The 12,163-nt window shown below is 69.4% G+C and carries 9 protein-coding genes; 5 read left to right on the forward strand and 4 right to left on the reverse strand.

From position 1 onward, the window contains the following. Window positions 1–79: 79 nt before the first annotated feature. On the forward strand, window positions 80–754 hold the full coding sequence (locus tag AAHZ94_RS02800) for a type 1 glutamine amidotransferase domain-containing protein (protein WP_349990219.1): 675 nt from the start codon (window positions 80–82) through the stop codon (window positions 752–754). Window positions 755–972: 218 nt separating this feature from the next. Then, the gene (locus AAHZ94_RS02805) at window positions 973–1,875 is read left to right on the forward strand and encodes a LysR family transcriptional regulator (RefSeq protein ID WP_349990220.1); all 903 of its coding nucleotides are present in this window, start codon (window positions 973–975) and stop codon (window positions 1,873–1,875) included. A gap of 415 nt (window positions 1,876–2,290) precedes the next feature. Here the strand turns inward: AAHZ94_RS02805 and AAHZ94_RS02810 are convergent, their stop codons facing one another. Continuing rightward, on the reverse strand, window positions 2,291–2,965 hold the full coding sequence (locus tag AAHZ94_RS02810) for a winged helix-turn-helix transcriptional regulator (protein WP_349990221.1): 675 nt from the start codon (window positions 2,963–2,965) through the stop codon (window positions 2,291–2,293). Window positions 2,966–3,137: 172 nt separating this feature from the next. Here AAHZ94_RS02810 and AAHZ94_RS02815 point away from each other — a divergent pair, with 172 nt between their 5' ends. Further along, entirely contained in the window at window positions 3,138–3,527 is a 390-nt protein-coding gene (locus AAHZ94_RS02815; protein WP_349990222.1) for a VOC family protein, read from the forward strand. A gap of 204 nt (window positions 3,528–3,731) precedes the next feature. On the opposite strand, the gene AAHZ94_RS02820 is transcribed toward AAHZ94_RS02815, so the two are convergent. The 3 genes from AAHZ94_RS02820 to AAHZ94_RS02830 form a co-directional block, all read right to left on the reverse strand. Continuing rightward, entirely contained in the window at window positions 3,732–4,412 is a 681-nt protein-coding gene (locus tag AAHZ94_RS02820) for a response regulator (protein ID WP_349990223.1), read from the reverse strand. Then, complete coding sequence (locus AAHZ94_RS02825; RefSeq protein ID WP_349990224.1) at window positions 4,409–5,638, reverse strand: sensor histidine kinase; 1,230 nt, start codon at window positions 5,636–5,638, stop codon at window positions 4,409–4,411. The genes AAHZ94_RS02820 and AAHZ94_RS02825 overlap by 4 nt, the downstream gene beginning before the upstream one ends. A 140-nt stretch (window positions 5,639–5,778) precedes the next feature. After that, entirely contained in the window at window positions 5,779–7,992 is a 2,214-nt protein-coding gene (locus AAHZ94_RS02830) for an MMPL family transporter (protein WP_349990225.1), read from the reverse strand. A 596-nt stretch (window positions 7,993–8,588) separates the two neighbouring features. On the opposite strand from AAHZ94_RS02830, the gene lon reads away from it, so the two are divergent. Both lon and AAHZ94_RS02840 read left to right on the forward strand, forming a co-directional pair. Next, the gene (lon, locus tag AAHZ94_RS02835; RefSeq protein WP_349990226.1) at window positions 8,589–11,039 is read left to right on the forward strand and encodes an endopeptidase La; all 2,451 of its coding nucleotides are present in this window, start codon (window positions 8,589–8,591) and stop codon (window positions 11,037–11,039) included. 384 nt (window positions 11,040–11,423) lie between these two features. Continuing rightward, a complete protein-coding gene (locus tag AAHZ94_RS02840) occupies window positions 11,424–12,023 on the forward strand; it encodes an NAD(P)H-dependent oxidoreductase (RefSeq protein ID WP_349990227.1) in 600 nt (199 codons plus the stop codon). The last annotated feature ends 140 nt before the right edge of the window (window positions 12,024–12,163 follow it).

A 12,163-nucleotide genomic window follows, 5' to 3' on the forward strand; every position in this document is an offset into this window, starting at 1 on the left:
GGGGGCCGTAGATTCCGAGATATCGGAAGCGGCCCGGGAGTTCCCTGGCCGGAGTTTTCTCGCAACCTGGAGAGCCACCATGGCTAAGAAGGTCCTTTTCGCCCTGACCAGCCACGACCAGCTCGGTGACACGGGCCGGAAGACCGGCTTCTACGTCCCCGAGGTGGCGCACCCCGCCGAGGTGTTCCGCACCGCCGGCTACGAGATCGCCTACGTCTCCGTGCGCGGCGGCTCCGCCCCGCAGGACGGCATCACTGGCGACGACGCCGTCGTCTCCGCCTTCCTCGACGACCAGGCCACCGCCGATGCCCTGGCCGCCACCCCCACCCCGCAGGAACTCAGCGCGGAGGACTTCGACGTCATCTACTTCGCCGGCGGCCACGGCACCATGTGGGACTTCCCGGACTCCGCGGAACTCACCGAACTCGCGGCTGGCATCTACGAACGCGGCGGCGTCGTAGCGGCCGTCTGCCACGGCCCGGCCGGCCTGGTGAACCTCAAGCTGAGCGACGGCTCGTACCTCGTCGACGGCAAGCAGGTCGCCTCCTTCACCGACGACGAGGAGTCCGCGGTCGGCCTCACCGACGTGGTGCCCTTCCTGCTACAGAGCAAGCTGGAGGAGCGCGGCGCCAAGTTCACCAAGGCCCCGAACTTCACCGAGCACGCCGTCGCTGACACCCGCCTGGTCACCGGCCAGAACCCGGCCTCGGCCGCCAAGGTCGCCCAGTTGACCGTCGCCGCACTCGCCGGCTGACCCGGCTTAGCTCCACCAGGTCCGCCCGGCGGACCCACTCCTGCGTGCCGTGGAACCCCCGCCTGCGGCACATGGGGAGGGGTCCGTCGGGCTTTCCGTACGATGACTGGTGAACTGGCGTAATTCTGACGTAGTCGGTACCCCCGATCGATGCGGCGCGTCATGAAAATGATGACCTGAACAAGGATTGATCCGTTCGGAAGACAACGGGGGATGTCTTGTCCGTACAACTCACCTGGCTGCGCACGTTCGTGACCGTGTACCGCCTCGGTTCCTTCACCAAAGCCGCCCACAAGCTCGGCATCTCACAACCGGCCGTCACCCACCAGATCCGCAACCTTGAGCAGGAGATGGGCCGCTCGCTCTTCGACCGGCTGCCGAACGGTGCGCAACCGACCTCGGCCGCCGACGGCCTGCTGCGCGAGGTGCAGGGTCCGGTGGACGCCCTGGGGCACGCCGTCGAACGCTGTCTGGGCAAGGAGGTGGTGGACCGACCGCTCTACGTCGGTGGCCCCGTTGAGCTCGCCACCACCCGACTCGTCCCCGCCGTCAGCGACCTCGTCGCGGAGGGCCTGCAACTCCGCTTCCGCTTCGGCCTCGCCGACGGCCTCCTGGACGACCTGGCAACGGGCGAACTCGACCTCGTCCTGTCCACGATCAGGCCGCGCGCCCGAGGCATCAGCGCCACCCCGCTCGTGGACGAGGAGTTCGTCCTCCTGGCCTCACCCGAACTCGCCGAGCGGGTTTCCCGCGAACGCCTCGCCACCGAAGGCCCGGCGGCCATCGCGAGCATCCCACTCATCAGCTATGCCGAATCGCTGCCGATCATCCGGCGCTACTGGCGTACGGTCTTCGACACCGTGCCCGTGATGACCCCCGCGGTCGTCATCCCTGACCTGCGCGGCGTGCTCGCTGCGGTCAAGTCCTCGGCGGGCATTTCCATCCTCCCCACATATCTGTGTGCCGAGGAACTGGCGACCGGCGCCGTCGTGCCCCTGCTCCGGCCGGAGGTGCCGCCGATCAACACCTTCTATCTGGCCGTCCGCCAGGGCGAACTCTCCCACCCCCAACTCGCCCTGCTCCACGGCCACCTGCTGATGAAGGGCCAACTCTGGACCTGACTCCCTGAGCCGTTGGGGCTCAGCCACGTGTGGCATGGGCGGAGTGCGCGGAAGGGGTGGAGTGCGCCGCCCGATCGAGTCACGTGCACCGGACAGAGTGCGCAGGACCCTTCCCTTGACCTGCGTGAAGCCTCGCTTGACCAACAGGAACCAAGCGGCCACGGTCGACTTGCCAACGGATTCCGCGGCGCCACGCTGCTCCGCTTCGACGGCCGGCGTGCCGATGCCCGCGCTCACCCGTCGGCTGCCCGTCAGCCCCGTGGCCCGTATTGCGGAACGGAACGAGACGGCCGAGGTCGCTGCGGTCCCTGCACGATTCAGCGCTGCGCGCACGTGGGAGAGGGTGCGCCGGGCCGGGGCGGTCAGCCATGGGCCGCTGTGGAGCATGTCTAACGTGGCTTGCAGTGCCATGGGTCTACCTCGCATCCGGCGGATCGGCTGGGGTGGGGAGAGAGAAGAGGGTGAGGAAGCGCTCGACCGCGGTCAGGTCACCGTCCACGATCAGATCGCTGGCCTGGGCGGCATCGGTCAGATGGCGTCCGCCGTATATGACGGAGGCCAGGGCTTCCGGGGTCCCCTCTATCGTCGCGTCGGCCACCGCGCCGGAAGCCCTGTCGACCTCCAGCGCGCCGTTCTCCACCGTGGCGTGGAAGCTGTGCTGCCCCATGCGCAGCTCGTAGGAAGCCTGGACGCCGCCGGCGGTCTCCGGGTCGAAGTTCGTCCGGAGAGAGAGGACGAACGAGGCGGGGCTGAGATGGGCGTCGCGGGGCTGTGACGGCGAGCGGGCACCCCAGCGGCCCAGGTCGCGAATGATCGGCTCCAGTTCGAGCCCCCATTCCGTGAGCTCGTACACCCGCGAGCTGGCCGGCGGCGGCAACGTTCGTCGACGGGCGACACCAGCCTCCTCCAGCTCGTCCAGGCGGTGCGAGAGGACGTTGCTGCTGATGCCGGGCAGATCCGCCCGTAGGTCGCTGTACCGCTTGGGCCCCAACAGGAGTTCACGTACCACCAGTAGGGCCCAGCGCTCCCCGACCAGGTCGAGTGCGTGCGCCATGCCGCATGCGTCGTGATAGCTGCGCTTCGTGGTCATGACGCCACTCTACGCCTCTAAGTCCTAAAAGGAAAGTGGGCACTTGTTTTTTAGGACCAGGAGTTGCTACGTTACTTCCACGACCTCCGCGGTGCCCGTGGAGATGTCGGAGCGTGGGCGCGACCCCTGGCCGGCTTGGCCCGGGGCGCCAACGAACTGAGGAGTCACCGCGATGCGCATGGTCTTCATCAACCTGCCGGTCCGCGACGTGAAGCGCTCGACCGAGTTCTTCCGCGAGCTGGGCTTCGAGTTCAACGACGAGTTCGCCAGCGAGAGCACCGCGGCCATGGCCATCGCGGAGAACGTTCTCGTGATGCTCCTGACGGAAGAGCACTTCAAGAGCTTCATCAACGGAGAGATCGCCGACGCCACGAGCGTCAAGGAGGTCCTCACCTGCCTCACCGCTGAATCCAGGGAGGAGATCGACGAGATGGTCGCCCGCGCCATAGCGGCCGGCGGCAAGCCGTGGAAGCCGGCGACCGAGCACGGCCCGATGTACGGAGGCAGCTTCCAGGACCTCGACGGTCACGTGTGGGAGCTGGCCCACATGCCCCAGGCGTAGGGCCCCGAAGCGACGGGCCGGACGTCGCTCGACGCGGCGGTCGGACTGATCGGGTACTCCAGCGGGGCGCCCGGTCGCAGCCGCAGTCGGACAAGACGAGCACAGCGGCTACTGGCTCCATGGCGCATGGCGGGGGAGTGCGCCGCGGGATCTTGCACCACAAGTCGTCCGGTCACCACGGTGCGTGGCGCCCTCGTGGTGCCCTCAGAGGCTCGGCGGCTCGGGGCGCACGAGGCCGCTCTGGTAGGCGATGACGACGAGTTGAGCCCGGTCGCGGGCGCCGAGTTTGGTCATGGCTCGCTGGATGTGGGTGCGGACGGTCAGCACGCTCAGTACGAGCTTCTGGGCGATCTGGTCATTGGACTTCCCGTGCGCCGCCAGGGTGGTGACTTCTTGTTCGCGGGGAGTGAGGTCGGCGAGACGCTCGACCGGGGCGAGCGGTGGTCCGGAGGCGGGGGTGGTGAGGAAGCGGGTGATGAGGGCCTGGGTGGCGCCCGGGGACAGCAGGGCTTCGCCGGCCGCGACGGTGCGGATACCGCCCAGCAGGGCATCCGTGGTGACGTACTTGCCGAGGAAGCCACTGGCGCCGACGCGCAGCGCCTGGGCCACGTACTCCTCCGTCTCGAACATGGTCAGGATGAGCACACGGGTGCCGACGAGTTGAGGTTCGGCGCAGATGGTGGCGGTGGCGGCGAGGCCGTCTGCACCGGGCATGCGAATGTCCATGAGGACGACGTCCGGCCGGCAAGCGCGGGCGAGTTCCACGGCTTGGTGGCCGTCGGCAGCCTCGCCGACGACTTCCATGTCATGGCAGGAGTCGATCAGGAGCCGAAAGGTGCCGCGCAGCAGTGCCTGGTCGTCGGCGAGCAGGACGCGGATCGTCAACGGGATTCCTCGGGGCCTCGGCCGGCTGGGGCGTCCGCCGGGGTGTGGGGTTGGAAGGGTAGGGCGGCCGTGACTTCGAAGCCACCTTCGGGGCGCGGACCGGCGCGCAGCTCGCCGCCGACGGAGTGGGCACGCTCGCGCATTCCCATCAGCCCGTATCCGCCGCCGGGCATGGGCGGGAGGGCACCATCGTGGGCAGCGCCGTCGTTGGTGATGGTGATGAGAAGGCGCGAGGTGTCGTAGCGGAGCCGCACTCGGGCGGTGTGGTCGGCGGCATGTTTGGTGGCGTTGGTCAGGGCTTCTTGGATGATGCGGTAGGCGGTCAGGTCGACTCCAGGAGACAGGGGTCGGGCCTCTTCCTCGGTGGTGACGGTGACGGCGAGGCCGGCCGATGCGCAGGCCGCGACCAGTTCCGGTAGGCGGTCCAGGCCCGGGGTGGGCGCCAGCGGGTCGGCGACTGGGTCGGCGGTGTGGCGTAGTACGCCCACGGTGGCGCGAAGTTCGAGGAGAGCGGAGGTGGTGGTGCCGACCAGGTCGGCGAGGATCTTGCGGGTCTGGTCGGGCTGGGTGGTGGCGAGGTGGGCGGCGGTCCCGGCCTGGGCGTGGGCGACGGCCATGTGGTGGGCGACGGCGTCGTGGAGTTCGCGGGCGATGCGCATGCGCTCCTCGGCGACGCGGAGTCGTGCCTCCTCTTCGCGGGTGCGTTCGGCGTGCGCAGCGCGTGCCTTGACGGATTCGAGGTAGGCGCGTCGGAAGCGGCTCGTACCGCCAAGGGACACCGGCAGCAGGAGCCACAGGATTGTGCCCACGGTCCTGAGGACGAAGTCGTCGCCGAGCGGTGCAGCCGCCAGTGAGGTGGCCACCAGTACGGCCACGGTGGCGGAGCCGTAGATGTTCGTGGTGCGTGAGTCGGTGAGCGCGGCGACCCAGTACAAGGCGGTCATGACGGGGGCCAGCAGCAGGGGGCTCGGCAGATATCCGCGGGCAGTCAGCACAGCCGCCGCCGTGGCGGGGGCCGCCAGGGTGGCACGCGGATGGCTGCGGGCTGCCAGGACGGCCGCGCCGGAAAGGACGAGGATCCAGGCGGGCCACAAGGCACGTGGAGGGGAGGATTCAGATGTACTTATCTGGGCCCCGAAGAGGGTGCAGACGCACAACGCCACCGCCGTCACCACGTCGGTGGGGCGGGTATGGCGTTCCGCGCGCCGTTCGAGGTTGCTGGTCATCGGGCTCTCCGTGTGGGGGTGTGCCGAGGTCCATGGTCGCCGATGGGGACGAAGGCGGAAGCGCGGACCGCCCGAGGCACCGTGCCCGGGCGGTCCGGTGGGCGGGCGGTCACTTGGGTGCCCGTACCGGCCCGGTCGAGTCAGCTCCGAACTGGTCGGTCCGACTGCCCGAGCGCCTCGCCCTCCACGTCGACGCGGGGCAGGATGCGGCCCAACCAGTCGGGCAGCCACCAGGCCCGTGTCCCGAGCAGGGCCAGTACGGCCGGCACGATCGCCATACGAACTACGAAGGCGTCGAAGAGCACCGCGGCGGCCAGGCCGAACCCGAGCATCTTGATCAACGATCCCTCTTCCCCGATGAACCCGGAGAAGACGGCGATCATGATCAGCGCAGCGGCCGTCACCACCCGGGCGCTGTGCCGGAATCCGGACACGACGGCCTGACCAGCGCCTTCGCCGCGGGCGTACGACTCCCGCATCCGAGAGACCAGAAACACCTCGTAGTCCATGGCGAGGCCGAAGACGATGCCCATCATGAAGATCGGCATCAGGCTCATGATCGGCCCGGTCTGCTCCACTCCGAACAGGCTCGCAGCGTGCCCTTCCTGGAAGACCAACACCAGTACGCCCAGCGCCGCCAGTACGGAGAGGACGAAGCCCAGAGCCGCCTTGACCGGCACCAGAACGGATCGGAAGACCACCAGCAGAAGGACCACGGCCAAGCCACCCACTACGACCAGGTACGGCACCAGCGCGGACTGCACCTTCGCCGCGATGTCGATGTTCAGCGCGGTCGTGCCGGTGACCTCGAACGTCGCCGATGCCCGCTCCTCCACGGCTGGACGGTCGTCACGGATCGACTCCACCAGGTCCTTGGTTTTCTCGTCCGTGGGACTGGTCGACGGGGTGGCTCGGAAGACGGCCGTGTCACCAGCTCGGTTGAAGCTGGCGGGCGAGACCGACACGATCCCGTCCGTGCCACCGATCCGGTCCCTGACAATGCGCGCCGCCGCCCGCGGGTTCGGCGCCTGCTGTGCATCCACGACGATGGTGAGCGGCCCATTGAAGCCGGGGCCGAAACCCTCGGCGAGAGCGTCGTAAGCACGGCGTTCGGTGCTGCTGGTGGACTTGGCCTCGTCACCCGGCATGCCAAGTTGCAGCGAGGCCGTCGGCACGGCCAGTGCACCCAGCCCGACCACGCCGAGCACCAGGACCGCCACGGGGCGGCGCAGTACGAAACGGGCCCAGCGCGTACCCAGGTTGGCGCGCCCTTCAGAACTTGGCTCACCACTGTTCGACGGCGCGGCCAGGCCGGCCCCCCGCTGACGGCCCTTGCGAGCCCCGCGTGCCAGTACTGCGTTGGGCCAGAACCCGAGCAGTGCGGGAACGACCGTCAGTGCCACCAGCACGGCGACCGTGACGGCCCCCGCGGCGGCCAGGCCCATCTTCGTCAGCGTGGGTATTCCCACCACCGACAGGCCCGCCAGCGCGATCACCACGGTGACCCCGGCGAACACGACCGCCGACCCGGCGGTCCCCACCGCGACTGCCGCTGCCTCCTGGGCCGCCCGGCCGCGCTCGCGCTCCTCCCGGTAGCGGGACACCACGAACAGGGCGTAGTCGATGCCCACAGCCAGGCCCAACATCATGCCCAGGGTGAGAGTGTCCGCCGACAGCCCCAACGGCCCCGCCAACAACACGATGGCGAAGAGGCTCACGGCAACGCCCACCAGCGCGGTCAGCAGGGGCAGCCCCGCCGCGGCCAGCGATCCGAACGTGATCAGCAGGACGACCGCCGCGGCAGCGAGCCCGATGATCTCCGCGGCCCCGCCGGGCCCGCCGCCGCTGTCCATCGCAGACCCACCGGTCTCCACCGTCAGGCCCGCCGCCCGGGCCCGATCCGTTGCCCCGTTTACCACCGCCCGGCTGGCGTCGGTGACTTCGGAGGACTGCACCCGGTAGGTGACGGTCGCGTACGCCGTCGAACCGTCCTTGCTGACGGCATCCGACTCGAACGGGTCCGTCACATCGGCCACCTGCGAGCCATCGCCCAGCATGCCGACCGCCCCGTCGACGGCTTGTCGGGCCTTGCCCGTGGTCACCTGCTGCCCGTCCGGCGCGACGAAGACGACCCTGGCGGTGGCGCCGTCCGCCGCTGCCCCCGGGAAGCGCTCTTCCAGCAGGTCGAACGCCTGTTGCGCCTCGATTCCCGGCATCGAGAACTCCTCGTCGGAGGGGCCCGACGCCTGTGCGGCGCCCACCGCGACCGCGGCCAGCACCCCCAGCCATATCAGGAGGACCCGCCCACGCCGCCGAAAGGCGCCGCGCCCGAGCCGGTACAGAAATGTCGCCACGTCAGGGTCTCCCTCTCCACAAGCGATGACTGCTCAAGGCTCGCCGGGAGGGGCCCGCCCCGTCGTCATGCGGCTACGGACATTGCGAGCTACTGCATCCGCACCACCCACTACTGAATGCGCAGTAGTCCGCACGACGCCCCGGGCCTGCCGTACGCCTCGGCCGCATGCAGCACCGCCCCTCGCCCAGCCCCGTGAAACGGCCCCGTGCGCTAGTCAGCGGCACGGACGCCACGGCCTGAACGGTCCCGGTGCGCCCAGTAGCCCCCGCCGGGCATGGCACAGCGCGGTGACGGCATCGACACCGGACGCACCGGGATACCGTCCCCCCCCGCTCTGACCAGCAAGCGCCCTTCACCGCCCCAAGGAGGAAGCCCCTGCTCAGGGCGAGACCAACACGGAGTAAAGCGGCCCGACGAAGGGTTCGACAGGAGGAGGCCAGGCAGGAGGCGTCGCCGTGCGATTCCGGGCGCCAGCGTCGCTGGATACCGCAGACCGATTAACTGATCGCTCACAGCGAACAAGGCTCGGGGAACATTGGGAGCCTCACATGCATTGAGTCGATGTAGCTCAACTTGCCTGCCGAAGGGGAGATCATGGCTTCGCTGTCTACACCGCTCACCCTGCCTGTGCTGCCGCTCGACGACGAGGTCGTACTGCCCGGCATGGTCGTGCCGCTCGACCTGACGGACGCCGACGTGCGGGCCGCCGTGGAGGCCGCGCAGGCCGCCGCCAGGTCCGACAGCGGCGCGGCGAGCGGTGCAAAACCACAGGTGCTGCTGGTGCCGAGGATCGAGGGGACCTATGCGGCGGTGGGCACTCTGGGCACCGTCGAACAGGTCGGGCGGCTCTCCGATGGCGACCCGGGCGCGCTGATCCGTGGCGTCCACCGGGTGCGCGTCGGCGCGGGTACCACCGGCCCGGGCGCCGCCCGGTGGGTCGAGGGCACGCCGGTGGAGGAGGCCGGTCCGGATGTCGCGGTGCTGTCCCCCGGTTCTCAGGCCGAGCTCATGAAGGAGTACAAGGCGCTGGCCACGAGCTGGCTACAGAAGCGGGGCGCCTGGCAGGTCGTGGACCGCGTCCAGCAGATCGACGAGGTCTCGCAGCTCGCGGACAACTCGGGCTACCTGCCCTTCCTCTCCGTCGCCCAGCGGCTGGAACTTCTGGAGACACTCGACCCGGTGGCGCGCCTCAAGCTGGCCATGGGCTGGCTCCGCGACCACCTGGCCGAGCAGGACGTAGCCGAATCCATCGCCAAGGACGTACAAGACGGCGTGGACAAGCAGCAGCGCGAATTCCTGCTGCGCCGCCAGCTCGACGCCGTACGCAAGGAACTCGCCGAGCTGAACGGCGACTCCGACGACGAGAGCGGCGACTACCGCACCCGCATCGAAGCGGCTGACCTGCCGGAAAAGGTCCGCGAGGCCGCGCTCAAGGAGGTCGACAAGCTGGAGCGGTCCTCCGACCAGAGCCCCGAGGGTGGCTGGATCCGAACCTGGCTGGACACGGTGCTCGACCTGCCGTGGAACCACCGCACCGAGGACGCCTACGACATCAAGAGCGCCCGACAGGTGCTCGACGCGGACCACGCAGGACTGCACGACGTGAAGGAGCGCATCACCGAGTACCTCGCCGTGCGCAAACGGCGCGCCGACCGCGGTCTGGGCCTGGTCGGCGGTCGCCGAGGAGGCGCCGTGCTGGCGCTCGTCGGTCCCCCCGGCGTCGGCAAGACCTCGCTCGGCGAGTCGGTGGCCCGTGCGATGGGGCGCGAGTTCGTACGCGTCGCCCTGGGCGGCGTCCGGGACGAGGCGGAGATCCGCGGCCACCGGCGCACCTACGTCGGCGCGCTGCCGGGGCGCATCGTCCGGGCGATCAAGGAGGCCGGGTCAATGAACCCGGTGGTGCTGCTCGACGAGATCGACAAGGTGGGTTCCGACTTCCGAGGAGACCCGGCCGCTGCCCTCCTTGAGGTGCTCGACCCGGCGCAGAACCACACGTTCCGGGATCACTACCTGGAGGTTGAACTCGACCTGTCCGACGTCGTCTTCCTGGCCACCGCCAACGTGCTCGAAGCCATCCCGGAGGCGCTGCTCGACCGCATGGACCTGGTGCGCCTCGACGGCTACACGGAGGATGAGAAGGTCACCATCGCCCGCGACCACCTGCTGCCGCGGCAGTTGGAGCGTGCCGGAATCGAGCCGCACGAGGTCGTGGTCGAGGACGAGGCGCTGCGCAAGCTGGCGGGCGAGTACACCCGTGAGGCCGGCGTGCGGAACCTGGAGCGGTCCGTGGCCAGGTTGCTGCGCAAGGTCGCCGCTCAGCACGAGCTGGGTGAACGGGACCTTCCGTTCACCATCGGTTCGGACGAGCTGCGCCCGCTGATCGGCCGCCCGCACCACACGCCGGAGGCTGCCCAGGACCCCGCCGAGCGGCGTACGGCCGTTCCCGGCGTGGTTACCGGACTCGCCGTCACGGGGGCCGGAGGCGACGTCCTGTACGTAGAGGCGTCGTTGGCTGATCCCGAGACGGGTGGCGCGGGGCTGACGCTGACGGGCCAGCTCGGGGACGTGATGAAGGAATCTGCACAGATCGCACTGTCCTTCCTGCGCTCGCACGGCGCGGAGCTCGAACTGCCGGTCGCTGACCTCAAGGAACGCGGTGTCCACCTGCACGTGCCGGCCGGCGCGGTCCCCAAGGACGGGCCGAGCGCAGGCATCACCATGACCACGGCGCTGGCGTCACTGCTGTCGGGACGGCAGGTGCGCCCCGACGTCGCGATGACGGGCGAAGTGTCGCTGACGGGAAGGGTGTTGCCCATCGGAGGCGTCAAGCAGAAGCTGCTGGCCGCCCACCGGGCGGGCATCACGACCGTGATCATTCCCAAGCGGAATGAGCCCGACCTGGACGACGTGCCCGCCGAGGTGCTCGAACGGCTCGACGTGCACCCCGTCGCGGACGTACGGCAGGTGCTTGAACTGGCACTGCGGCCCGCCGGGGCGACGGACGCCGAGTCCGGTACGGCCCCGCGGACTCCGGTGGCCGCCTGAACCAGTCCGCACTGACCAACGGCCGGCGGTCGGCGCCCCTTCCTTGCCAGCGCGCGAGGAGGGGCGCTGGTCGTCGGCCATTGGCATGAGGTGGTGAAGGTGTGGGTGAGGGGAGTGGTCGATGGTTTTCTCGCGGACTGCGGTGTTGATGGCGGTGGGCGGCGCTGGGGTCTGTATGCCCGGGCTGGCTGCGGTGTTCACGCACATCCCACCTCGAACTCAAAAGAGTGAAAAGGCCATTGAGGTGCTGATCCTTCTTGACAGTCAGACAGGTCTGTCTGTTACCTTGAAGGCGAACCAGACAGACCTGTCTGTTCTGGTGGCCCGTTCTTCTGGCTTCATCGTGTGCAGGGGTGGCAAGCACCCTGCCGAAGGGAGATCTCCGTGGCAGCCGAGCCCCGCACCCTGGTCGTTCTCGCTCACCCGCAGTTGGCTGACTCGCGTATCAATGCCGCTCTCGCCGATGCCGTCAAGGGTGTCGACGGGGTCACGGTCCATGACCTATACGCCGCATATCCCGACGGCCGCATCGACGTGCCCGAGGAGCAGCGCCTCCTCCTCCAACACGACCGCATCGTGCTTCAGTTTCCTTTCTACTGGTACTCCGCCACCCCCTTGCTCAAGCAATGGCTCGACGAGGTCTTTGAGTACGGCTTTGCGTACGGCTCCAAGGGCGTGGCCCTGCGCGGGAAGTCGTTCAGGGTCGCTACCACCGTCGGCGGACCGCGCGACTCGTATCGCCCCGACGGCTTCAACCGCTTCCCCGTGCCTGAACTGCTGCGCCCCTTCGGCGCGACAGCCGAGCTCACGGGGATGAGCTACGAGGAACCGTTCATCATCTACGGCACCCATCGCCTGGACGATGCGGGGCTGGCCGATACTCAGGATGCGTACCGCGACCTGCTGCGGTCCGGCGTTCTGCCTGAGGCATGGCGAATATCCGAGGCTGACCGCGTGGTTGAGGAGCCGAGTCTGGCGGCCTGAAGGCGGCGACAGTATCCCTGTCGTCCGCGCCCTCCGGGGCCCGCGCCCCGGGCGCGCGGGGGGGGGGGGGGGGGCCGGGGGGGGTGGGGGGGGGGGGGGGGGGGGGGGTGGGGGGGGGGGGGGGGGGGGGGGGGGGGGGG

The organism is Streptomyces sp. HSW2009 (genome assembly GCF_040240285.1).
GTDB lineage: Bacteria > Actinomycetota > Actinomycetes > Streptomycetales > Streptomycetaceae > Streptomyces.

Excerpts from the sequence above, each read along its gene's own strand:
- lon (WP_349990226.1), top strand. The coding sequence starts at position 8,589 with ATGGCTTCGCTGTCTACACCGCTCACCCTGCCTGTGCTGCCGCTCGAC.
- AAHZ94_RS02815 (WP_349990222.1), top strand. The coding sequence starts at position 3,138 with ATGCGCATGGTCTTCATCAACCTGCCGGTCCGCGACGTGAAGCGCTCG.
- AAHZ94_RS02800 (WP_349990219.1), top strand. The coding sequence starts at position 80 with ATGGCTAAGAAGGTCCTTTTCGCCCTGACCAGCCACGACCAGCTCGGT.
- AAHZ94_RS02825 (WP_349990224.1), bottom strand. The coding sequence starts at position 5,638 with ATGACCAGCAACCTCGAACGGCGCGCGGAACGCCATACCCGCCCCACC.
- AAHZ94_RS02810 (WP_349990221.1), bottom strand. The coding sequence starts at position 2,965 with ATGACCACGAAGCGCAGCTATCACGACGCATGCGGCATGGCGCACGCA.